Raw genomic sequence first — 23,801 nt, 5'->3', positions numbered from 1 at the left:
GAGTGCGGCGTTACTTGGCAACGCGCTTGTATTTGATKCGGTGTGGCTCAGCCGCTTGTGCGCCCAGCGTTTTCTTCAACCAATCGGTGTATTCGGCAAAGTTACCTTCGAAGAAATTCACTTGGCCTTCATCACGATAGTCCAGAATGTGGGTGGCGATACGGTCAAGGAACCAGCGGTCGTGCGAGATAACCATCGCGCAGCCTGGGAACTCGAGCAGAGCTTCTTCCAAGGCGCGTAGGGTTTCAACGTCCAGATCGTTGGTTGGCTCATCGAGCAGCAGTACGTTTCCGCCTGCTTTCAATAGCTTGGCCAGGTGGACGCGGTTGCGTTCACCGCCGGACAAATCGCCGATACGTTTTTGTTGATCGCTTCCTTTGAAGTTAAAGCGAGAGACATAAGCACGCGCAGGCAACTCAAAGTTATTGATACGAATAATATCGGCACCTTCCGAGATCTCATCGTAAACGGTTTTGTTGTCGTCCATACTGTCACGGAACTGATCCACCGAGGCCAATTGCACGGTGTCACCAACCTCTACTGTGCCCGCATCCGGTGTTTCGGTACCACTGAGCATTTTGAACAGTGTTGATTTACCCGCACCATTGGGGCCAACGATACCGACGATAGCGCCTTTTGGAACGCTAAACGACAGATCGTCAATCAAGACGCGATCACCAAACGACTTGGTTAGGTTGTTAACTTCAATGACTTTATCACCAAGGCGTGGGCCGGGTGGGATAAATAGTTCATTGGTCTCGTTACGGCGTTGGTAATCGGAGGTGTTAAGCTCTTCAAAGCGTGCCATACGCGCTTTTGATTTGGCTTGACGGCCTTTCGGGTTTTGACGTACCCACTCAAGCTCTTTCTCAATGGTTTTCTGGCGGGCTTTTTCTTGTGAGGCTTCTTGCTTCAAGCGGACATCTTTTTGCTCAAGCCACGATGAGTAGTTGCCTTCCCAAGGGATGCCTTCACCACGGTCTAGCTCAAGGATCCAACCAGCAGCGTTATCGAGGAAGTAGCGATCGTGCGTAATCGCCACAACCGTGCCGGTATAGTCGACCAAGAAACGCTCTAGCCATGCCACTGATTCGGCATCCAAGTGGTTGGTTGGCTCGTCGAGTAGTAGCATATCGGGCTTCTCGAGTAGCAAACGACAAATCGCCACACGGCGGCGCTCGCCCCCAGACAGGTTTTTGATTTGTGCATCCCACTCGGGCAGACGCAGGGCATCGGCCGCACGCTCTAACGCATTATCAAGGTTATGGCCATCTTTGGCTTGTATCAGTGCTTCAAGCTCACCTTGCTCTTGCGCCAAGGCGTCGAAGTCGGCGTCAGGATCGGCATAGGCCGCATAGACAGCGTCGAGACGCGTCAATGCATCCTTCACATCCGAGACCGCTTCTTCAACGGTTTCACGCACGGTTTTGTCTTCGTCTAGCGCAGGCTCTTGCGGGAGGTAGCCAATTTTAATGCCTGGTTGCACACGGGCTTCACCCTCAATCTCGGTATCGATACCGGCCATGATGCGCAATAGACTCGATTTACCGGCCCCGTTGAGGCCTAGCACCCCAATTTTGGCGCCTGGGAAGAAACACAAAGAAATATCTTTAAGAATTTGGCGCTTAGGTGGCACGATCTTGCTCACCCGCGACATGGTATATACGTACTCAGCCATTTCTGCTCACGCTAATTGTTGTGGTGTAAAAGACGCTATTCTAACGTTAACTTTGCCAAGTTTAACAGTGATTGTCATATTCGCTGGGTAATATAGCCCATGGGCGGCAAACCATTTGCCACAGCGCGAGGGAATTTGCTGATGGGATTGTTGTCTATTCGTTGTCACACAGTTTGGATGTGACACATTCGTCACGGTGTTATTTGATTAGGAGCGACCTTTAACATGGAACGATTCATCGCTTTGTCCGGGCCTTTGCGCAATGCATCTTACGCAGCGCGTCGTGGTGTCCGTGCCTTCTCCCGTTCACTGCTACCAGGACTTATTCTAGGGGCCGCTTTTTCTCCTTCTCTCACGCTGGCGTCGGCCAGTCCAGACAGTGGGCAAATGACGCCTGCACAGCGTCAATATGAGGCGGCCATTGATGCGATTGAGCGTGGTGAGTTACGTCAATTTCGCCGCCTCAAAGCCAAGTTGCGTGATTATCCACTTTATCCATATTTAGATTATCGTGATTTTACTCGCAACCTTGCAGAAAAGTCGCATGACTCGGTGACCAACTTTATTCAGCGTTACACCACCATGCCGTTTGCTAATAGTTTGCGCGCCGATTACCTCACACTATTAGCAGATCGAAAAGATTGGGCAACCTTGGTCGCTTTCCAACCCGATGTGCCAAGGGGAGAGCGTTATCAATGTCAGTATTACTATGCTCACAGCCAAGCTGGTAACCGAGCGTTGGCGCGCAGTGGTGCCAAGTCTCTGTACTTATCCGGCCAATCGGTCGACAGTGCATGTGACCCCTTGTTTGATTACCTCTCCGAGCAAAAGCAACTCACTGGTGATTTAATCTTACAGCGGATGTTGCTGACCTTTGAAGGGCGCAATCGCAGTTTAATGCGTTACCTACAAGGACAACTTCCCGACACCCACCAAGCGACGGGAAAGCAAATCATTGATCTTTACGACAAGCCTGATCAAGTCGCTGACTTTTCCAAGCGAAGCAAAGTGACCCCCTTTAACCAAACGCTTACTCGTCTCGCGTTTGGGCGATTGGCGCGCAAAGACGAAGCACAAGCCATTCGTCATTTCCGCCGTACCGTAGAAGGGCAACATTACGATAAGGATGAACGACAAGCCATTGCCGATTATCTTATTGGCCAATTGATGAATGACGATGAGCCTGCATTAGCTGCGTGGCGCGATCGTATGCTGAGACAAAGCGACGATGATGGYCTGCTCGAGCGACGGTTTCGCTTGGCGCTGGTGGAGGGTGATTGGCACGTATTGAATCAATGGCTTTCACTGCTCAGTGATGAGGCGAAACAGTCATTAAAATGGCGATATTGGCAGGCGCGAATTCAATTAGAGCTTGGCGACAGTCACGCGGCGAACCAGGCGTTTGAAACCATGTTGGGTGAGCGTAATTTTTACAGTGTGGCTGCCGCTCAGCACCTGGAAAAGCCGATTCATATCCCTTCGCGTACCGCCGTGTTGAAAGAGGCGGGACTGATGCCTGTCAATGATGTGCTGGCGCGAGTCGATGAGCTGATTGCGCTTGATAAAATCTACGCGGCTAAGCGCGAGTGGTATTATGTGTTGCAGCGCGCCAGTGATGAGCAAATTGCGCTACTGGCCGCCTATGCCAATAAACAGCATTGGTATCATCTCGCGGTACAAGCCACCATCGCTGGAAAAATGTGGGATCACTTGTCGTTGCGTTTTCCGCTTGCCCATCAGTGGTGGTTTGAATTTTTCAGTCGCGAGCGCGGGGTGGATAAAACCACATTGATGGCGCTATCACGCCAAGAAAGTGCTTTTTTCACTCGTGCGGTCTCTCACGTGGGCGCAAGAGGATTAATGCAATTGATGCCGCGTACGGCACGTGAAACCTCTCGTCGATTAGGGTTTGATTATCAAGGGCCGGCCAGTCTTAGCGATCCTGGCGTGAATATTCGTTTGGGCAGTGGCTACTTGAAAATGATGCTTGATCGCTTCGATAGCAATCGCGTTCTCGCTTTTGCGGCATACAATGCCGGACCACATCGAGTGAGTCGTTGGCTGGCACGTTCGAAAGGGCACATGGATGCCATTGCCTTTATCGAGTCGATCCCGTTTTATGAAACGCGCCATTATGTGCAGAACGTGTTGATGTTCGATATTTACTATCGCCAACTTTTAGGTGAGCCCGTGCAATTTTTGCGAGCCCACGAGTTGGCACAGCGTTATTAATGTTACAATCGCGACCATCACGTAAAGAGCGAGAGGAACCCATGTCGCAATCGCCTGCATTTTCTGGTTGGCAAGATGTTATCGCGCTAGTGCGCCGTGCTGGACAAGATGATAATGATGATGCCTTGTTGACAGCGTTACTGACCCCCGATGAGCGAGATACCTTGGTGGCCCGGATTAATATCTTGCATGAGTTGTTAGAAGGGAGAATGAGTCAGCGCCAGTTGAGTCAATTGCTAGGCGTGGGGATCGCGACCGTGACACGCGGCTCTAATGAGTTAAAGCGGATGGATGACGAAACCAAAAACTGGCTGGCTGATTTATTGAAACGTGAAGCTGAACAGTCCACCTCATCGACCTAATCAACAAAGCCTTAAATAGACAAACAACGGCGCCACAGGGCGCCGTTGTTTGATAGTGAGACGCATGTACTTGTAATTCATGAGTGAGTTTGAATAATTGGGCATCCAACTAACACATGGAGAGTCAGATGAAAAAAACACTCGTTGTTGCTGGTATGTGCGCAGCACTTGCTGGTTGTGGTGGCGTAAATAACGCTTTACTTGAGAAAAACAAGTCAGTTGAGTATTACCGAATCTTCGATATCAAAACAGATTCTGATCGTTATACTGTCGCTGAAGCCGCAAGCGATGGGCTGGGTAAAAATGTTAATAGCGCAACAGAAGCAACCCCTATTCCTAATTTTTCAGAGCCGCCAGAGAAACCTGGGCGTTTCACTCTAACCAATCCTTTTCAGGGGTCTCAACTTGCTGCTTTGGCGGGAGCTACAGGCTCTGTGGGTATGAAAGTTGCCACTTGCGATGGTGCCGTTTGGACCGCTAAAGCTGTTAGAGATATTTCAGGACAGTCGAATCTGAATCTTACAGCTTGTTTGTGGCAATATCAGGATGGATATCATTTKGACACATACGCCACGTTCAATAAGAAAGAAGGTGGTTTGATGCAAATTAGCCGTGATATGGCAAGTGCCATGGTCGGTACGCCCGAAGAGTGGACAGAAAAAACAATTCTCGATATTGCTAAGCAAATTAAAGAAGAGACAGGTGCAAAGATAACCTATTTGGAAGGTTATCCTAAAATGGCAGATACGCCTTGGGTCGACGAGCTAGACTAATGTTCTGAAACGGCGCCACAGGGCGCCGTTGTTATTGGTGTTAGCGATACAAGTGTGGGTGCATAAACGGAATCAGCGCCATGATTAGCGCTTGATGGTAAACGCTTGAACGTGTAAGCCGATGCCCGGTGAGCATGCCAATGGCGCCCCCTTTTTGTTTTACATTTTCAGTGGCAAACATTCTGTCCATCACATCGCCAAGCTCTTCGCCTTGATGGAGAGCGTCTAACGCCTCTTGCGGCAGAGGCAGTGAGGCTGAGCACGCCTCGCCTTGCGTTGTCCCATCATCTATCACCATCCAAGCAAAGGTATGTTGGCCGTCTAAGCCGGCTTCTACTCCGACGTAAAAGTCTCCGTCATACTCCGCTTTGGCGTGACGAACGCGGTTACAGGCACCGGCATAGGTCTCTTGCGCGGTCATTGGTTGCTCTGCGACACCACTGGCAACGGAAACGCCCGTGAAGGTGAAAAGGGTATCGGGAAAAGCGTCACGAAAGGCGGCTTCAACGGCGGATAGTTTCGCGGGATTTTTGGATGTGACGATCACCTGGTTCATGCGCCCAGTGCTCCTTTTTATTCTGATAGGCGCGCTGCAGTATACGCCAACGGAGAGGCAAACGCAGCATTCCCCAAACACGACTAGCGTCCGTCGCTTGGCCGACTTCGTTTAGACCAATTCGCATGCCTTGATGCCCTTTACGTGGCTGTGGCACATAGCTATTAAACCAGCGATCCCAGCACGATAAATTAAAGCCGTAGTTAGCGTTACACTCATGAAACCGGGTGGAGTGATGCACGCGGTGCATATCTGGCGTGACGATAACGCGACGCAGCCAAGCGTCTAGACGCTTGGGGAGGCGCACATTACTGTGATTGAACATTGCCATCCCGCTGAGTAGCGTTTCAAACACGATCACGGCGACAACAGGTGCACCCAGTAGCGCGACTAACACGCACTTAATGGCCATCGACAGCCAAATTTCCACCGTGTGGAATCGCGCGCCTGTCGTGACATCAATGTCCATATCGGCATGATGGACTAGGTGCAGCCGCCACAACCATGGTATCTGGTGGAAGAGTTTGTGTTGGTACCAAATCGCCATATCCATCACGACTAATGTGACGAAAACCGCGATCCATTCAGGGAGCGAAAACTGATTAAAAATACCAAAACCAGAGGCGGCGGCAAGACTGGCCGCGCCCACCGCAGAAACCGGGGCGAGTACACGTAGCGTAAGAGTATTAAATACAGTCAATAAGATATTACCGGACCAGCGTTCTCGCCGCGTCCGAGTCAGTTTGCGTTTTGGCCAGCGCCACTCGGCGACAAGCATCACCACAAGGACGGCAACGAAAAGGCTGAGTCTAAAACCGGCTTCGTGCGCTTCAATCCAATTCATAAATACTCCTTATCCGCTTGTAGTTTACGCGATAAGTACGTGTAACGTTTCATTTAACGGCGAAAATAGTGGGTTGGATCCTCAGCGATTGGGCAACTAATCTGTTTACTAACCGTGCTGTATTTCTCCGCGCTAACTGACCAAGCAACGCGAACGAGGAGGGAGTGTGTCACCGAGCTTGCATGATGTATACCTTGCCCGCCAAGCGATACAAGCCGTGGCGGCGCGCACACCGCTTGTTTATTCCCCGATGCTGTCTCAGCGTTATCATGCCCAAATCTGGCTCAAGCTCGAAACAAGCCAGCCGACGGGCGCGTTTAAGTTACGAGGCGCGACCTATGCATTGAGTCGGTTGCCCAAGGCGCTGCGTGAGCGTGGTGTGATCACCTGCTCGACAGGCAACCATGGCCGTGCACTTGCCTATGCGGCCAAGCAGCTTGGGATCCCGGCGACCGTATGTCTCTCTTCGTTGGTGCCTGACAATAAAGTGGACGCTGTTAAAGCAATGGGCGCGCGAGTGTGGGTAGTGGGTCGCTCGCAGGATGAAGCCGAACAAGCCGCGCTTGAGGCCGTTTCGCGTGATGGTTTGTGCTATATCCCTCCCTTTGACCATCCCGATATTATTGCCGGCCAAGGGACCATTGGGCTTGAGATCCTCGAAGATGCGCCAGATGTTGATGTGATTGCTGCGGGCTTGTCGGGGGGCGGCTTGGTGGGAGGAATTGGTTTAGCGGCGCGTACCATCGCCCCACATATCGATCTGATTGGTGTCTCTATTCGCGATGGGGCTGCTATGCATGAAAGTATCATAGCGGGGAAGCCAGTAGCTGTGCCTGAATCTGAATCGTTGGCAGATAGCCTCGGGGGAGGCATTGGCCTTAATAACCAATATACCTTTGCCCTGGTGCCCCAAGTGATGACGCAACATTATCAAGTGGATGAAGCGTATATCGCCCGTGCGATGATCGATATGTGGCAGTGCGAAAATAGGTGGGTAGAAGGTGCCGCGGTAGTGGGATTGGCCGCTGCGCGTCAACACCAGTTAGATTGGCAGGACAAGAAAGTGGTGATCGTGGTCAGTGGAAACAATGTGTCAACCGACACCCTAGCAGCGGTCACAGCATTAAGTGAGCAGGTTTGTCCTTAGCTCGTCGTTGAATCTTGATGCGTGTCAAAGGAGCCCGTATGCAGTTATATCACCGTCAGCAAATCGAATCTGTCGCCACGTTTAATCGGCACAGTCTCAGCGTGATTGAAAATGCGTTCAGTGCTTTAGGGCGTGGCGAGGTAACTATGCCACCAGTGTTAAGCATGGCCATTCACGAGCACAACGGCGAAGTTGATGTGAAAACTGCTCACATTCAAGGTGCTGAGCGGTTTGCGATTAAAGTCAGTCCCGGCTTTTTCGACAATCCGTCGATAGGTTTGCCGAGCCTCAATGGTTTAATGGTGGTTTTCTCGGCGTCCACCGGTGTAGTGGACGCCGTGCTGTTTGATGAAGGGTATCTTACGGATGTACGCACGGCACTCGCGGGGGCGTTAAGTGCCAAGTATTGCGCGCGTGATAATGCCAAAACGGTCACTGTATTAGGCGCGGGCACGCAAGCAAGGTTGCAAGTGGCCGCGCTGAAACTGGTTAGAGAAATAGACACGGTTCATGTTTGGGCGCGAGACAGTGCACAAGCAAAGCGGTATCAAGCGGAGGTTGAAACTCTGCTGGGGGTGCGAGTGATCCCCCACCAAGATGTGGCGCAGGCTTGTCAACAGGCCGATATTATTGTTACCACGACGCCGGCTAAACAGCCGATTTTGCATTGGCAAGATATTCCTCAGGGTGCCCATGTCACGGCAATGGGCTCGGATAGCGCAGAGAAGCGCGAGCTTGATCCTCATATTTTACACAATGCGGATTGGGTGCTGGTGGATAGACGTGCTCAGTCGGAGGTGCTGGGTGAGCTTAAAGGGCTGGCACTGTCACGATGTGTGGAAGAATTAGGAAACACAGTGGCATCGGGGCGTCCCATTGCGCGAAGTGATGCGGCGATCACCGTGTGCGATTTAACAGGGACAGGGGTACAGGATACCGCGATTGCAAATTATGTGGTCAGTGAATTGTGTAAGACGGAGGGGTGACCCAGTGATTGATGCTGTCTTATAAAACAAAAAGGTATAACTTATTACATAATAAGTGTTTTCCACTTCACATTCCTTGCATGCCTATGTAACAAAGAGGTTAATTTTTGCAGGTTTTGTTCAACTAATTAGATCTTGTGCTCTAATAATTAGGCATAAGATCACGTTTCTTGTAATAGCCTGTTTCTATTGAGGTTGTTTCTTTTTACTAATGATGGGTCTCTCATAATTGAGACACGTCTAGTTAGTGTAAAAAGGAATGATAAATGCACAAACACAGCTCTCTTGCGCTGATTATCGGCGCACTATTTCATACCTCAGGGGTATGGGCGATGGCCCAAGTGCCAGATCCTGTCGATCCTCCTACCGATCCAGACCCACAAGCTTGTGTCTCACTGGTTGGCAATAATAGCATCGATGGCAGCCGTACCAGTGAAGAGCGTTGCTTGCCCGGTGACGATCCCTTTACGGCCGAACAATGGCATTTGCTTAACCGTGGTCAAAATGCCTTTGCTCGCGAAGGAGGCCAACCTGGCAATGACCTCAACGTATGGTTAGCCCATCGTCAAGAAGTGCTTGGACAAAACGTTAACGTCGCCGTCGTCGATGATGGGTTAGAAATTGCGCATCCCGATCTGGCCGCTAACGTCCGCGCTGGAAAGTCCTATGACTTTGTAGAGCGTGATGATGATCCTACACCGGAGGGGTGGAGCAGTCGCAATACTGCCCATGGTACGTCGGTTGCGGGGATTATCGCGGCGGTTCGTGATAATGGTATTGGTGGGATGGGGGTTGCACCGCTTGCCAACCTGCAAGGCTATAACTATCTCGAATACCAAAGCCAGAATGCGTGGGAAATCAGCCATGGTCGCGAAGGCTATTCGGATGATGTCCGCGTATTCAACCAAAGCTATGGCGGCTCTGGTATCCGCAGTTATCCTTACAGTGATGATCCGATGAGCTATGATGGCCGTCAAAACGCCCAGTACAAAAAAATGAGCACGGAAGCCTTTGGCGGACTTGGCGCAGTTTTCATCAAATCAGCGGGAAATGGTTATAAGCGTACCTCATTTAATCGTGAGCGCTTCCGTCCAGCGGACGATAACCATGGGTTACCGTGGCAAAACAGCAACCAATCATCCAGCAATGCCAATTACTGGAACGTGACGGTGAGTGCGTTGAATGCCGATGGTGAGCGTTCATCCTATTCCTCAGTAGGCAGCAGCGTCTTCTTGACCGCGCCGGGTGGCGAGTATGGGACCGATAAACCGGCGCATATCACCACAGATTTGACCGGTTGTACCATGGGCTATAACCGCGACGATCGTATTCCTTATGAGTCACACGATCTACACGGTGGGACAGAGATAGACAACACCTGTGATTTCAACAGTGTGATGAATGGTACGTCTTCTGCAGCGCCAAATACCTCAGGGGCATTTGCGTTGATGATGTCAGCCTATCCAAATCTGTCGCAGCGCGATATTCGCCACCTATTGGCGACAACCGCGACACGCGTGGATGCAGACGATGCCGATGTTCTTTTAACCTATCAAACGGCACTTGGTGGCGAGCGCACGGTGACTGGCCTAGAAGGTTGGAAGCAAAATGCCGCGGGGCGCTGGTATAGCCCAACCTATGGATTTGGTTTGATTGATGTTAATGCGGCACTCGAAGCCGCGAAGACATATCAGCCACTTCCTGCACAAGTGTTCACCGATTGGGCGTGGTCATATCACAACCAAGAGGGTGATACCGGGTTAGCGATTGCGGATGCCGGGTCGGTGGCGACAGCAGACAGTGTGCAAGTCGCTGATAACCTCACTATCGAGGCGGTACAAGTGCGGACTTCGATCGAACACAGCCGTATGTCTGATCTGCTCATCGAGTTAGAGTCGCCCGCAGGGACTCGGAGTGTATTGATGTCTCCACGCAATAGCATGCTATCGAATACGCTAGATAGCACCTACCCAGAAGGCTTTACTGACCACTTGATGCTCAGCCATAAGTTCAATGGTGAAGTATCGCAAGGGCAATGGACACTCTACGTCACAGATACAGACGGCAAGACGCGTCAATACAGCCTAGGGGGTGAGGTGAAGTCGATGGCGAATAACAGCGTGAATGGTAAATTGACGCAATGGTCACTGCGTGTCATTGGTCACCGTGGTTAATAGGAGACGAAGTATGAAAAAATTAATGATAGCCCTCGCCGTCATGGGTATCAGCCTTGGTGTAAGCGCAGGCACGGTACAGCTAAATGGCAAAGATTATGTGGTCGTCGAAACCGACAGCAACGCGCGTAATATGAGTGGCGAGCAAATGGGTGTCATGGTCGGCGATAAAGTCGCTGTATCGGCACAAAGCACACCATTAACGGTCACTGGCTCGATTTTGGTCAAAGTCAGTGAGGCAAGCGCCAGCCAGCTCGCACAAAAATACGGCCTCGACTTTGTCAGTTACCTTGATGGCGTGGCGTTGCTGGAAGCGACCCCAGGCACCAATGTTGCTGAGTTAGAAAAAGCGTTGAACCAAGAGTTAGAGACCCCTGTTAACCTTGAGCTCAATCCGCAAAATCAGCGTCCCCAATAAGCAAAAATAGTGCTTATCAACAAGCCCGTCTTTTTAGGCGGGCTTTTTATCATTGTCTGTCCCCATTTTGTAGCGAAAAGTGTGGCCAAATTTTCCAACCAACCATTTTGTTACTAGATATTCCAGATTGTTCATAGTTTTTACATGAGCCCAGTCTGACAGCTTGGTATGCTTTATCGCTTCTTGGCGCCAAAAAAAATAGACAAATCATCATTATGCAGCTGCAATGCTGCCAGTAGGGAAAAGACAATGTGGAAAACCCTTAGACATTCTTTGCCATTGCAAATTGCGGTGGCGGCCGCACTAGCTTGGCTGGTGGGCACGGTATTCGGCCCCATTGAGAACGCGGAACAGACCACTTGGTATCCGTTGCTTATGCTTGCCAAGGTCAGTTATATCGGTCTACTCAAAGCCGTGGTCGGCGTGATGGTATTGCTCTCGTTACTGGAAGGGATCAGTAATATTGGCAATGTGGTTCGCCTTAAGCGCTTAGGTGGTGCAACACTTTTGTTTTACGGTTTTACCACCACCATTGCGATCACCATTGGTCTTGGTGCAGCGCTGATGATGCCCGAATGGCAACCGCTCACCAATGCACCGCCTGTGGATGAGAGCATTAGCTTTATCAACCAAGAGGCCGCGGGTGCCGGAGCCATTGCCACCAAACTTATCAATATGGCGTTGGTGAACCCGTTTGCCGCGGTGACTCAGGGTAACCTTTTGGCAATTGTAGTGTTCACCATTTTGTTCGGCATTTCGCTGATTGTCGCGCTGCCAGAGTCGCACCCATTATTCGAGACCATTCGCGGGCTGAATAAAGGCATTAACACTATGGTGGCAGGGGTTATCAAGCTGGCGCCGTTTGCGGTGTTTGCAATTGTTTTCCAATTCTCCCATCAAGGGGATAACGATCTATTTGGCCAGTTATTCAGTTTCGCCGCCCTGGTGTTTGGACTGACGATGGTCCATGCAGTGATCGTGTTGCCGCTTATTGCACGCGTTGCTGGCGGCATTGGCTTTGTGAGCCTGTTTCGCGCCATTTCTGCACCGCTGGCGATGGCGTTTGCCACCTCATCCAGTGCTGCGACACTGCCCGTCTCGATGCAGGCTGCCAAAGACGAGCTCAAGGTTACCACGTCGACCGCGAGCATGGTCTTGCCGTTAGGCGCGGTGATGAACATGGATGGCACCGCGTTATTTGAAGGCATTGCTGCAGTGTTCTTGGCACAACTGTTCGGGATTGACCTGTCGACGACCGGCATTGTGATGATCTTCATTATGGCGATGGTTTCGTCGGTAGGCGCGCCGGGCATGCCGTCAGGCTCGATGTCGGGTATGCAGTTGGTGTTGCTGGCTGCGGGGATCCCACTGGAAGCCATTGCTATTTTGCTGATCATTGAGCGCCCACTCGACACCTTCCGTACTGCGGTCAATGTGCAAGGCGATTTGATAGGTGCCACGGTGATTGATAAGTGGCAAAAGCGCTTTGGCTAATGGCTATATCGCAAAAAACCGCTCCCAACCACGGAGCGGTTTTTTTAGCCCTCTTCAATCACATGAAAGGCGCGGTATTCGTCGAACGCGTATTGGTCCGTCATACCGCTGATATAGTCAATCAACAGGCGAGTACGAAAATAGAACTCGCGCGCGGTAGAAGAAGGGATCTGCTCCGCCAGTGCCTGTTTTCGTACCGCGTCGCGATAGGCTTTTTTATGTTTCTCAGGCAGCTTTTTAAATAGCCGCTGGGTGTATATCGACGCTTGTGGCTTGACCGGCTCGCCGTTGACTAAAGCCGTAAACACCTCACTGGGCAAGGTGAGGAGTGGACGATAGATGCTCATTAAACCATGGATGACGCGATAACCTTGTAGCTCGCGGCGTTCCACTTCAGGGTGGCAAAAGGCGTGCGCTTTGGCGACGTTTTTAAACGTTTGTACAAGTAAATGATTGACGCTGTTGTCTTCAATTAGCGCGTGGTTAAAGGTGCCATCAATGACAGCGGGTAAATGGTCGATAAAGCGTTGGGCGGCATGGCGAGGCAAGCGTTTATTGACCTCCACACGCAAGAAGACAAAAAACTGACTGTCACTGCCGTGGCTGCGTTTTTCCGCATTCTCTAACATGGTTGCCATGGTGTTGGCGTCATGCCCTTCACTGGCCTGGGTTAGCTGTACAAAGGTTGCCTTTAGGGCCGCTTTCAGATCCGCGAGAGTCAGTACACCTTTTTCAACGGCGTCTTCTAAATCGGCAATGCCATAAGAAATATCGTCGGCCGCTTCCATGATGTAACTGACTGGGGCTCGACAGCCGGGCGAGATGGCGAGCGTTTTTTGCAAATCGCCGATGTACGCTTGTTCACTGAGAAAATAGCCGACCTTCTTTTTTAGGTACGCGCGGGCATCGTCATCTGCAGGTTTCGGCTCGCTACCACACCGAGTGTATTTAAGAATGCCGGAGACTTGCGAATAGGTGAGGTTCAGCTGTTGTAAGGTATGGATCAGCCGAATGCCTTGTGCGTTGCCTTCAAAATGACAGAGATCGCGCTGTACCTCCTCAGGCAGTTCGTCATTAAAATGCTGGCGGTAGATAGACGGGACCTGCTCACTGAGCCAATCACTGAGCGCTTGCTCGCCAAAGTGTCCGAACGGTGGGTTACCTATGTCGTGCATCAGGCAAGCCATCTCAACCAAGGTTTCCAAGCAGCGGTCGAGCGGGGGAGCGAGTTGCGAGGCAGACAGTTTGTCGGCAATCAGTTGACTGATATAGCGCCCGACTTGCTGGACCTCTAAAGAGTGGGTGAGACGGCTGCGTACCGCGGCATTGCGTTCAAGTGGAAAAACTTGGGTTTTTTGTTGCAAACGGCGTACAGCGGCAGAGTTAATGATCCGTCCACGATCGCTTTCAAACTGCTTCATTAAATCGCCGTTTGTTTGCGTTCTAAAAGGCCGATCTGGACGGATTTTTTGCTCAAAATTCACAGTCATCATGACACCCAGCTTGTCCACTTTTTAAGATAGAGTGCGGCGGATTTCACTGACTGTCAATCCGCCGCTTGGCATAGCAAGACGGCGGCGACATAGATTAATGCATAGAGGGACTTTTTCATTGTGAGCCTCCGGGTTATTGGGTGTGCTTATAATGTATTTACTTAATGATTAGGAGAGAGAGAAATATTGAGTCTCGAAGAAATATCACACTTGGTAAAAATCGATAGTTTGACTGACTTATCAAATGTGTGTTGGTAGAGGAGAAAAGAAGCACTGCAGGCAAAAGGCAGTGAATTTGCCTGCAGTGTATAGCGTTTACTTGATGGTGAAGCCTAAATAAGCTTGGAACTCGTTATTATCGAAGATATCTTTGTCATCTTTATTTCCTTGGGCATCTTTGAATTCCCAGTTAAATGCTTCATAGGAAACACCTGCATGCCAAGAGAAATGTTCATTTACCGCTTTTTTAAATTCTAATTCAGGCTGGATATGCGCATAGGCCAATGTTGTATCTGAGTCTGGCGTATGATAGGCCTCAACATAGTTCTCGATATTAAACATGAAGCCAGCAGGAAGTGGTAGCGAGTAAGTTAGATAGTTTTCGGTACCAATCTGATAGTCGTACTCTTCCTCCTCTGTGTCGTAGTAATCGAAGTTATACCAAGCGAGTTCGAGGTTCCAGTGTTCAGACAGAGCGCCGGATAGGTAAAAGTTAGTTTCGACGCCACTTTTATTTTTCAAACTATCATCATTAGCGTTACCAAGCTGCGCCCATAATTCGATACCGAATGAAAAATCTTTTCCACCCAGAGTGACATCTTTACTGAAGTAAGGTGCAATAATATATTGTTTAGTATCTGAAGAGTCGGACTCATCACTGGCTTTCCATGATGCGTCGTAGCGGAATAAATAATACATGGTTGCATCAAAACTTCCGACACTTCCTGCACCTTGTGCTAAGCCAAATTGGGTATCCCAACCTTCTTTTCTTGCTTCACCTTCATTTTTAATGAAGTCTTTGTCGACATCAAAAAGAAAGCTGTAATCGTCGCTGAGTTTATAAGACCCTTTCCCAATAGTGATTTCGGTTTTAGTGAGGCCTTTTTCATAATCATTAATCTTGACTTCACTAGTCAGTGAACCGAGCTCTCCAGCAAAACTGGTGGCACTGGTAAGCGTGATTGCAGCGGCAACCGCTGTTTTTTGGATAGTATTACTCACTTTAAAGTATCCCTTCTTTAAAAAAACATCTGAGTACTGTCGCGTTTTAATTATTCCTCGTGCACGCATTACGCCATTGAACGCAACGATACACGTATCGGCTTTTTATCCGATAAATAACACTTAGCGACAGTCTATTCCTTGACGTTCGCTTATGTATTAGCGATGTAAGCGTCATCCACTTGTGTCGAGTGAATGTGGATTTATGCTAGCAATGCGTCAGTAACATGACAACGGTGTTAATAATGAGTTAAGTGTCAATTAGTATTTTTGCTCTATTTTTTCTGCTGGAAGTCGCACCAATCACCATTCAGGTTTTGTTCAGCTCGAATAAATGACCAATATAAGGGATAAAAAAAGTACTAACCCCTATGTGATTGAATTTTTAGTAATCGATTACTCGATAAGTGCTCTTTTTAGTAGTGATAAGCATTGTTTGTGAATTTTTATTCATTTATAGCAGTGAAGAGAGTAGAAGGTTCTCTTTATAATTAGGAGTTATATAAAAATGGAAAGCATAATTATCCAGGGATTAATCAGGCCATAGTGGAAGCAGGCTGAAGAGTAAGATGATAATTTTGTGTACTCTCCGAGCGTTTGTTAACCCAACGCATACCAAGAGGGTGTGTTTTGTGGTGTATTGGAGAGACTATTCATATTGGATTGTCATGTAAGTGTGGCTATGGAAGTAGAAGAGATCTATCGGCGAGACTTAAACCTGCTGGTTGCACTGCGCATTTTAGTCGAGGAGCGTAGTGTGAGTCGTGCGGCAATGCGCTTAAACTTGAGCCAATCGGCAATGAGTCGCGTGTTAGGACGGTTGCGTGATTTGTTAGCTGACCCATTGTTTAGTCGTCAGGGGCAGTCGCTTATCCCGACAGAAAAAGCGTTGTCAGTCAATCGTGCTCTGGATGAACCGCTCGCATCGTTACAGCAAATGTTAGCACCGAGTGATTTTAACCCCGGCACGTGTGATCATACCTTTACCATCGCGACAACTGACTATGCGATGCAAACAATCTTGCCATTTGCGCTGCCGCGTATCTATCAGGAAGCCCCTCAAGTGGCATTTGATTTTCAACCGTTGCAGAACGAACAGTTAAAAGAGCAATTGACATACGGCCGAGCGGATTTGGCTATTTGTCGGCCGAGTAACCCGCTTGATCCCCTTCATCATGAGACGCTTGGGCGGGTTGGGGTACAATGCTTGGTCTCACAGCAGCATCCACTGGCAGAAAAGTCCATGACGCTGGATGACTATTTGCGATTCCCCCATGCGATGATTGCCATCAGTGATGGGGTGAAAGCACTGATTGAAAGCGCGCTAGCTGATAAACCGAAACGAAGAATGGTGCTCCGAGCTTACCACTTAGAGGCAGCACTCGCGATTATCGACACGATGCCTTTAATTATTACCGTGCCAGCTGATCTGGCTTATCTCGTCGCGGAGCGTCATCAACTGGTGGTAAAGTCGCTACCATTTCATTTTACCCCCTTTGACTACTCGATGATTTGGCATCCACGCTGTGAGTATTCACCTGAACATGAGTGGCTACGAAGTGTGGTGAAAGAGGAGTGCGGGAAGTTGATAGCGAAGCGAGTCGAAGACATACAGTTAGACCAAGTAAGGCTCTAATGAGCCTTACTTGCGAGTACTCAGACTATTAAAGCTTTATCACGGTGCGACCAGAGATTTGTCCTCTGATAATTTTTTCTGCAAATTCAGGAGCCTCACTTAGATTGATCTCATGGCACGCTTGCTCAAAGTAGCTCTCAGGCAAGTGATTTGCCAATGCTTGCCACGCGGCGATGCGCTTTTTTCTTGGGCAGCTGACGGAGTCAATGCCTTGTAGGCGTACATTACGAAGAATGAACGGCATGACGCTGGTAGGAAGGTCAAACCCACCGGCTAAGCCACAGGCAGCCACAGTACCGCCATATTTGACTTGGCTGAGTGTTTTAGCCAAGACTTTGCTGCCTACGGTATCAATAGCGCCTGCCCAGCATTGTTTTTCTAATGGTTTTGCCGGTGTTTCCATCGCGCTGCGTTCAATAATCTCTGAGGCGCCTAATGCTGTGAGGAACGGTTGGTTCTCGTCAGCTCGGCCTGTGACTGCGCCGACTTGGTAGCCGAGTTGAGCTAATAAGGTGATCGCGACCGATCCCACACCACCACTGGCTCCTGTAACCAATATCGGTCCATCTTCTGGTTTGATATTGGCATCGAGTAAGGCCTGAACACAGAGCATGGCGGTTAAGCCAGCGGTACCTACCATCATGGCTTGCTTAGGTGTCAGTGCATCGGGCAAAGGAACAAGCCAATCGGCTTTTAAACGCGCTTTTTGAGCCATTCCGCCCCAATGGGTTTCACCGACCCCCCATCCAGTCAGAACAACATTGTCGCCTTCTTGGTAGCGGCTGTCGTCAGAACGGAGTACCTGACCGACAAGATCAATACCTGGCACCATGGGAAACTCGCGAACAATTTTCCCTTTGCCAGTGATAGCCAAGCCATCTTTATAGTTAAGGGATGAATAATCGACAGCAACGAGTACGTTACCATCAGTGAGTTGAGACTCATCAATTTGCTCGATAGATGGCACGGTTTGCTTGTTTTCTTGCTTGAGAACGAGAGCGTCAAACATATCAGTCTCCTAGACGATACTAATGAGGAATTGCTCTTAGTCTAGCGCTGACTCATCTATGAACTAAATGAAACTTTAGCATTAACTCTATGCGTTTAAATCATGGGGTATCTGCTGGAGAGTAACGACGTGCCCGTTCCCAGTTTGTATCACAGCTATGTAGCTCACTGGCGCACAAAGCGCTCAACGCTCAAGCTATAAAATTAAAAAGGCCGGTAAATCAGAGATTTACCGGCCTTTTCCAAACGTTTGGTGGAGCTGGCGGGAGGCTATTTCCCAACCCAGCACGCTGCACATAACCTTTTGATTTAAAGGCTTTATTTCGTGTGTCTTCGAGCGTGTGATACCAAATTTTCCCCGAATTGTAGCTCAGCTGTGTAGGTGAGTAAATAGTTAAGCTGATTGGCTGTCTTGTAATGAGTACAGATGGGCTTTCAATCACAGCATGCTTGCTATGTTGATGGTCTAATAAAAAAAGCAAATGTATTAAAGCTGTTGCATCTGCAAGCACACTGAAGCAGATATAAGGAGAGTGAAATGGACTTTATAGAGCGACTACAAGCTTTGTCCAAAAAGGTGGGACAGCTATCTGACTCGATAGAAACAGAAGAGGCGACAAAGACTGCTTTGGTGATGCCATTTCTTCACAATGTGCTTGGATACGATATCTTCGACCCCAGCGAGGTTATCCCTGAGTTCACTGCTGATACAGGCACGAAGAAGGGAGAGAAGGTTGATTATGCTCTGATGAAAGACGGGGATGTTCAGATCTTAATCGAGTGTAAGAAAGTGAATGAAGCGCTCTCACCAAAACACTCTAGCCAACTATACCGATATTTTTCAGTGACCAATGCTCGTATAGCTGTATTGACTAACGGTTGTGAGTATCAGTTTTTCACTGACCTCGATGCGCCAAATAAAATGGATGACAAACCGTTCTTGATTCTAGATATGTCCGAGGTCGACGAGCATGTAGTCCCAGAGCTGAAAAAACTGACGAAGACTTCTTTCGATGTCGATTCCGTGGTCGATGCAGCTGGTGAATTGAAGTATCTCAATCAAATAAAAAAGGTGTTAGCAGAGCAGTTCCAAGATCCAGAGGAAGACTTTGTAAAGCTTTTGACTGCTAGGGTCTACGATGGGATGCAAACAGCCAAGGTCAAAGCACAGTTTACTGAAATAACGAAAAAAGCTTTGAAGCAATTCCTCAACGATAGCATAAACGCTCGTTTGAAGTATGCCATAGGCAGTGAAGAGCGTGAGGCGAGAGGAGCCAACGAACAACCAGAGCAGGATGAAAGCGCTTCCGAAGCTGATGGTAGCAACCCTAAGATAGTCACCACAGAGGAAGAGCTCGACGGTTATAATGTTGTCAAAGCTATTCTACGAGAAAAAGTAGAGGTATCTCGCGTTGCACACCGCGATACTCAAAGCTACTTCGGAATCTTGCTTGACGATAACAACCGTAAACCCCTATGTCGTTTACACTTTAACGGTCGTCAGAAATACATTGGTCTATTCGACGTAAATAAGAAAGAGACTAAAAATCCGATTGATAGTGTCGATGATATATTCCAATACGCAGGGCAACTTAAGGCTTCTATAGATCTGTATGAATAATACATTTAGAGCGCTAGGCTATAAGAATTACTCACCTAGCGCTTTAGATTATATGAATTAGCTATACTGCTGGTGGCGCTTTGTCTTTGGCAGTCTTCGCTTTTAGTTAACTATATAGCGTATCAGAGTTGTGTCTTTTTTATGCTTGAGAATCTATTATGTCGACAACGCTTTTAAGTGAGGTTGATGTCATATGTGTGTACCTCGCAGTCATAATAGGTGTTTTGTGACCAATCCATAACATTCTTTTGGAATCACTTACATCTAACTCTGCTAATCTGGTAGCGCAAGTATGGCGCATCATATGAGGAACAAACTCTTTCTCTTTATCAAATCCTAAAGACTTTTTCATAACCTTCCATTGCCAACTAAGACGGTCTTGAGTCAGATTGAATACATTTTCTTCTGGGCTGCTCATGTTTTGATATCTTCGTTTAAAAACATTTCGGGAACGTTTTGTTAGAGGAACAGTTCGGAATTCATCATTTTTAGAGTTTCTTATAAAAATAGACTCACTCTCTAGCCTGTAGTCTGACCATGTAAGCCTCATTAGTTCACCAACTCTAGCACCAGTGTCGATTGCTACCATCACAAAATCAGCCATAAGGGTATTACCTTTCTTATGAAAGAAATTTATTACCTTCTCTTCCTCTTCCTTACTAAGTATGCGAGTTCTAGCGTTAGAGTGTTTTTGCCAAGGAAATTCAGGTACATGTGGTATGTAGTCAAGCATGACAGCGTGTCTCAGTATTACCCTCAGCTTGCTCAAATTCCTATTTATAGTAGCATTGGATAAGTTTTTAGCTTGTAAGTAACCAACGTAATCAACGAGTCTTCTTGGCGTGATATCACTTGGTGGTGTTGAATACCCAAAGTGTTTGATGACATTCTCTGCTTTTCTTTTTGTTGCTTTGTGGTCTTTTATGTTTCTTGAGTTCCATTTTATTTCACAAGCAAAATCGTAAGAATCCTTTAGTGTTCCTAAAGGAGGAGAAGGTCTGGTTGTATACCTTGGGTCGAGTATGAAAATCTCACTGAAGTATAATTGCTTTTTAGGGTTTAGTTTAAGAAATCTCAATTGGTTTATTAATTGCAGGTAAAGCTCTTTGTCACCCTGTTTGTTGATTGCTTCTCTTATGGCATCTCTTGGGTTGTTATTTTTTATAACAGAGGTCTCACCTTGGCTGTAATATGATAAAGAGTAGTCATATTTCCCTTTTTTTAAGTTCATTCCGTAATAGCTTAGGACTCTGTTTACATTGGTGTGTATTGGGTTTTTCATTATTTAGTCCTCTGATTGAGAGGGGTCTATATTTATTTTTATCTTTCAATTTTTAAACCTATGAAATTAATTTCATTCACATGTTTCATTTTATTTTCTAATGCTTTTCTTCTTTTAAAGCAATGATATAAGTTAAAACATACGACATTGCTTGTTAATATTTTTCATGTTTTTATTTTCGCTTTGTTTTTTTGTGAAAAATCTCTTGCGACTTTAAGTATATATGTGTTGTTTAAATTTCCCCCCTATGCCCCTACTAGAAACTTCAGTATCTGACTTGGTGAAATCGAAAATATCTCTAATAAGCAATGAAGCTTTACTTGGAGTGAGTGTTATTTTTCTCTACTTTATGGGTTTGTAAATGTTGCCTTTTGAACCTACCTCAAACAGCTACGGCAGGGTGGTCTATAAGTCCTGTTTGACAGTTTTAGACCTATATGAAATTATGAGCCCATCTTATAGACCAAGATGAAGAGTAAGAAATGGCTGTTATCGCGTATTACCGTGTTTCAACTGACGACCAAACAATCGAGAACCAACGAAGAGAGCTCAATAAGACATATCGTATAGACAAGGAGTTCGCTGATTGTGGAGTGAGCGGGACAGTTAGCGCTGAGAAAAGGCCAGAGTTTAAGAAGCTACTCGACTATGTGCGCGAAGGAGACACACTTGTGACGGTCGATCTTGATAGATTGGGGAGAGACAGCATTGACGTGCAAAACACCGTGAGAGAGCTTCTGAGAGGCGGTGTGAACGTCATTGTGACAAGGTTAGGGGTAGACCTTAGCACAGACGCAGGAGAGCTTCTGGTGACCATTCTGTCCAAGGTTGCAGAGATGGAAAGAAGGAAGATGCTAGAGCGCTCAAACGCAGGCAGAGAGCGCGCTAAGGCAGAAGGTAAGCATATGGGTCGCCCTCACACTATAAGCAAAGAGCAGGTGCATGAGCTTCGCTCAAAGGGGTACTCTATTAATGCCACAGCCGAGGCTTTGGGGTGCTCTGTGTCGTCGGTGAAGAGGTTACAAAAGGTTTCATAACTCTGGCGCTCTTAGCTAGGTTGGAGGCATGCCGGACATGGAGCATGTCTATTAAACAGTTTCAAGGCTAAGTTTTCAGGCAGAAAGTGATGAGGAGCCGAACTTCTGTAGAAAGTATTTACTTCTCCCAATATGATGCCTAATATTAACAATGCCAGTTCCAGAATCCTCAAAAGTTATCATTCTAACTTCAAGCCTAGGAGGCGTTATGTTTAGTCGAACCAAGCGGCAAGACGAGTCAGATCGTCTTCTCAGTATAATGAAAACCAATCGAGACAGGGTTACGGTCAGTGCCAATGGCGTTGTACGTGTCAACCTGCAAAGCGAAGATGTAAAAAGGAAAATCAGGAAGGATGTAGAAAAGCTGAGGGAACTAAAAGAATCCAGTACGGTGTAGGGTAATGGGGGTTTTATTACTAGCGGTTGCGCTCATCGCAGGGTACCTTTTTTCATCTCAGCATTTATCTTCGCTCTATCGTCTTAGTCGCACGGAAGGGTGGCATTCATACTTTTATGTGGCATCCCGAGGAACCGTATTCAGTGCTGTAGCGGCTATTTTTTGTTTTGTTTTAGATTACTACGATTGCATTTCTCGTTTCATAAAACCACAGGGTGTGTTACTCACTGATCTAGACAGTCTGTTTTTAAGTGTTAATGATATAAAAATTGTATCATGGGTCTTAATGACGCTATCTATTTCTTATTTTTCAGGCCTATTGTCTAGACTTTACTATCACTCAAAGCCTGAAAAAAAAGACAGGAAACTTCAACAGATTACCTCTGAGAATCACCTAGAAAGCTTTATACTTGAAGCGTCGTTTACTCAGTTCCCTATATTGGTTTCATTAAAGTCAAGAAAGACTTATGTAGGGCTCTGTCTTGGAGATGAGTTAATTAATGGTAAAGTAGAGAATCTTGCGTTAATTCCCTATTTGAGCGGCTATCGAGGTAGTGAGGACTTAACCTTTGAAGATACTACGAACTATATAGAACATTTCCACGATGAAGGTATTTTAGATAAAACTCATGGCAGCTTAACTATCAATAACTTTAGAGTGATAATCCCTCTTTCAGAGGTGGAAAGTCTTGCATTTTTTGACCTGGATACATATATAAAATTCAAAAAGAAAGAACTCAAAGCCAAAAATAAGTAGTTGCTTAGCCACTCTATTCTGTGTTCTGTCTCGATAAGGTCAACTAAATCTAATGTTGCTAGCGAGTGCTTTTTTGATGATGGGGGAGTTCAACTGTCAGGTCGCGATGCATTCTAGCGGCTTGAGTAGCTATTTTTACCTGATAGCTAACTAATAAAACTGGCTAGGGGCGTTTTCGCTACGTATTTCAGCATCAAATGAAAGAGTTTGGTGGAAGGCTTTGAGAGTTCTTTTTTGGGGGGAGAGCGAGGCAGGCGTGCGGCTAATGGACTTGATTGATAATATCTTTACCTCTTAATTGGGTAGTTGTTCATGACGTTTTCAACGCCTGATTGAAGACCCCCAGGAAAAACTCTTAGATATACATTAAGAGATGTCAGCCATTGATGCTCTTAACGATAGCAACTAGTCATCGAGTCTTCACTCCCTCACCAAGACATTTACAACGTCTAATTGAAGAGCCCAAGGAAAACTTTTAGATATACACTAAGAGTCAGTCTCACTGCCACCCCTTCTCAGGCTCTTTCTCATCAGAAGCCTCTGTCTCATCAAGCCATTTACAACGTCTAATTGAAGAGCCCAAGGAAAAACTCTTAGATATACATTAAGAGTCCCATGTGGCACCACCACTGCTGCTTTAGTCGTAGCAGATACTAAATAGACCACCAGCACAACACTATCGCAC

19 protein-coding genes are annotated in these 23,801 nt (G+C 47.5%); 12 read left to right on the top strand and 7 right to left on the bottom strand.

The window, feature by feature from the left end:
• Positions 1-10: 10 nt before the first annotated feature.
• Entirely contained in the window at positions 11-1,678 is a 1,668-nt protein-coding gene (gene ettA / locus BZG23_RS06230) for an energy-dependent translational throttle protein EttA (RefSeq protein ID WP_077458796.1), read from the bottom strand.
• A 225-nt stretch (positions 1,679-1,903) separates the two neighbouring features.
• Here ettA and sltY point away from each other — a divergent pair, with 225 nt between their 5' ends.
• From sltY to BZG23_RS06215, 3 genes are all read left to right on the top strand, one after another.
• The gene (gene sltY, locus BZG23_RS06225; protein ID WP_077606450.1) at positions 1,904-3,910 is read left to right on the top strand and encodes a murein transglycosylase; all 2,007 of its coding nucleotides are present in this window, start codon (positions 1,904-1,906) and stop codon (positions 3,908-3,910) included.
• A 41-nt stretch (positions 3,911-3,951) separates the two neighbouring features.
• Positions 3,952-4,272, top strand: coding sequence for a trp operon repressor (gene trpR, locus BZG23_RS06220; RefSeq protein WP_046075150.1), 321 nt, complete (start codon positions 3,952-3,954; stop codon positions 4,270-4,272).
• 128 nt (positions 4,273-4,400) lie between these two features.
• Positions 4,401-5,045 (top strand): hypothetical protein, encoded by a 645-nt coding sequence (locus BZG23_RS06215; RefSeq protein WP_077606449.1) that lies wholly within the window; start codon positions 4,401-4,403, stop codon positions 5,043-5,045.
• Between the two features lie 40 nt (positions 5,046-5,085).
• Here the strand turns inward: BZG23_RS06215 and yjjX are convergent, their stop codons facing one another.
• Together yjjX and BZG23_RS06205 are read right to left on the bottom strand one after the other, a co-directional pair.
• Positions 5,086-5,601, bottom strand: coding sequence for an inosine/xanthosine triphosphatase (gene yjjX, locus BZG23_RS06210; RefSeq protein ID WP_046075152.1), 516 nt, complete (start codon positions 5,599-5,601; stop codon positions 5,086-5,088).
• The gene (locus tag BZG23_RS06205; protein ID WP_077606448.1) at positions 5,549-6,445 is read right to left on the bottom strand and encodes a sterol desaturase family protein; all 897 of its coding nucleotides are present in this window, start codon (positions 6,443-6,445) and stop codon (positions 5,549-5,551) included. The genes yjjX and BZG23_RS06205 overlap by 53 nt, the downstream gene beginning before the upstream one ends.
• A 166-nt stretch (positions 6,446-6,611) precedes the next feature.
• Here BZG23_RS06205 and eutB point away from each other — a divergent pair, with 166 nt between their 5' ends.
• From eutB to BZG23_RS06180, 5 genes are all read left to right on the top strand, one after another.
• The gene (eutB, locus tag BZG23_RS06200) at positions 6,612-7,592 is read left to right on the top strand and encodes a hydroxyectoine utilization dehydratase EutB (RefSeq protein ID WP_077606447.1); all 981 of its coding nucleotides are present in this window, start codon (positions 6,612-6,614) and stop codon (positions 7,590-7,592) included.
• 38 nt (positions 7,593-7,630) lie between these two features.
• A complete protein-coding gene (locus BZG23_RS06195; protein WP_077606446.1) occupies positions 7,631-8,578 on the top strand; it encodes a cyclodeaminase in 948 nt (315 codons plus the stop codon).
• Between the two features lie 266 nt (positions 8,579-8,844).
• The gene (locus BZG23_RS06190) at positions 8,845-10,752 is read left to right on the top strand and encodes a S8 family serine peptidase (protein WP_197075751.1); all 1,908 of its coding nucleotides are present in this window, start codon (positions 8,845-8,847) and stop codon (positions 10,750-10,752) included.
• Between the two features lie 13 nt (positions 10,753-10,765).
• Positions 10,766-11,170 carry a hypothetical protein gene (locus BZG23_RS06185; protein ID WP_046075156.1) on the top strand — a complete coding sequence of 135 codons (405 nt, stop codon included), beginning with the start codon at positions 10,766-10,768 and terminating at the stop codon, positions 11,168-11,170.
• 249 nt (positions 11,171-11,419) lie between these two features.
• Positions 11,420-12,664, top strand: coding sequence for a dicarboxylate/amino acid:cation symporter (locus tag BZG23_RS06180; protein WP_077606445.1), 1,245 nt, complete (start codon positions 11,420-11,422; stop codon positions 12,662-12,664).
• Between the two features lie 44 nt (positions 12,665-12,708).
• Here the strand turns inward: BZG23_RS06180 and dgt are convergent, their stop codons facing one another.
• Positions 12,709-14,157 (bottom strand): dGTPase, encoded by a 1,449-nt coding sequence (gene dgt, locus BZG23_RS06175; protein WP_198532118.1) that lies wholly within the window; start codon positions 14,155-14,157, stop codon positions 12,709-12,711.
• Positions 14,158-14,472: 315 nt separating this feature from the next.
• Positions 14,473-15,378: a hypothetical protein gene (locus BZG23_RS06170; protein WP_077606443.1), complete on the bottom strand. Its 906-nt coding sequence runs from the start codon at positions 15,376-15,378 to the stop codon at positions 14,473-14,475.
• Between the two features lie 682 nt (positions 15,379-16,060).
• Here BZG23_RS06170 and BZG23_RS06165 point away from each other — a divergent pair.
• A complete protein-coding gene (locus tag BZG23_RS06165) occupies positions 16,061-17,014 on the top strand; it encodes a LysR family transcriptional regulator (protein ID WP_077606442.1) in 954 nt (317 codons plus the stop codon).
• Positions 17,015-17,042: 28 nt separating this feature from the next.
• Here the strand turns inward: BZG23_RS06165 and acuI are convergent, their stop codons facing one another.
• Positions 17,043-18,023: an acrylyl-CoA reductase (NADPH) gene (gene acuI / locus BZG23_RS06160; protein WP_077606441.1), complete on the bottom strand. Its 981-nt coding sequence runs from the start codon at positions 18,021-18,023 to the stop codon at positions 17,043-17,045.
• A 537-nt stretch (positions 18,024-18,560) separates the two neighbouring features.
• On the opposite strand from acuI, the gene BZG23_RS06155 reads away from it, so the two are divergent.
• A complete protein-coding gene (locus tag BZG23_RS06155; protein ID WP_077606440.1) occupies positions 18,561-19,643 on the top strand; it encodes a type I restriction endonuclease in 1,083 nt (360 codons plus the stop codon).
• A gap of 139 nt (positions 19,644-19,782) precedes the next feature.
• Here the strand turns inward: BZG23_RS06155 and BZG23_RS06150 are convergent, their stop codons facing one another.
• The gene (locus BZG23_RS06150; RefSeq protein WP_077606439.1) at positions 19,783-20,925 is read right to left on the bottom strand and encodes a tyrosine-type recombinase/integrase; all 1,143 of its coding nucleotides are present in this window, start codon (positions 20,923-20,925) and stop codon (positions 19,783-19,785) included.
• Positions 20,926-21,407: 482 nt separating this feature from the next.
• Between BZG23_RS06150 and BZG23_RS06145 the strand changes: the two genes are divergently transcribed.
• Both BZG23_RS06145 and BZG23_RS06135 read left to right on the top strand, forming a co-directional pair.
• The gene (locus BZG23_RS06145; protein WP_077606438.1) at positions 21,408-21,962 is read left to right on the top strand and encodes a recombinase family protein; all 555 of its coding nucleotides are present in this window, start codon (positions 21,408-21,410) and stop codon (positions 21,960-21,962) included.
• Positions 21,963-22,363: 401 nt separating this feature from the next.
• Positions 22,364-23,116 carry a hypothetical protein gene (locus tag BZG23_RS06135; RefSeq protein WP_077606436.1) on the top strand — a complete coding sequence of 251 codons (753 nt, stop codon included), beginning with the start codon at positions 22,364-22,366 and terminating at the stop codon, positions 23,114-23,116.
• Positions 23,117-23,801: the final 685 nt, after the last annotated feature.

Origin of the sequence: Salinivibrio sp. ML290 (assembly GCF_001995695.1) — a bacterium.
Lineage (GTDB): Bacteria > Pseudomonadota > Gammaproteobacteria > Enterobacterales > Vibrionaceae > Salinivibrio > Salinivibrio siamensis.
Note: the sequence above shows the minus strand (reverse complement) of the source record. Positions and strands in the feature narration are given on the sequence as shown.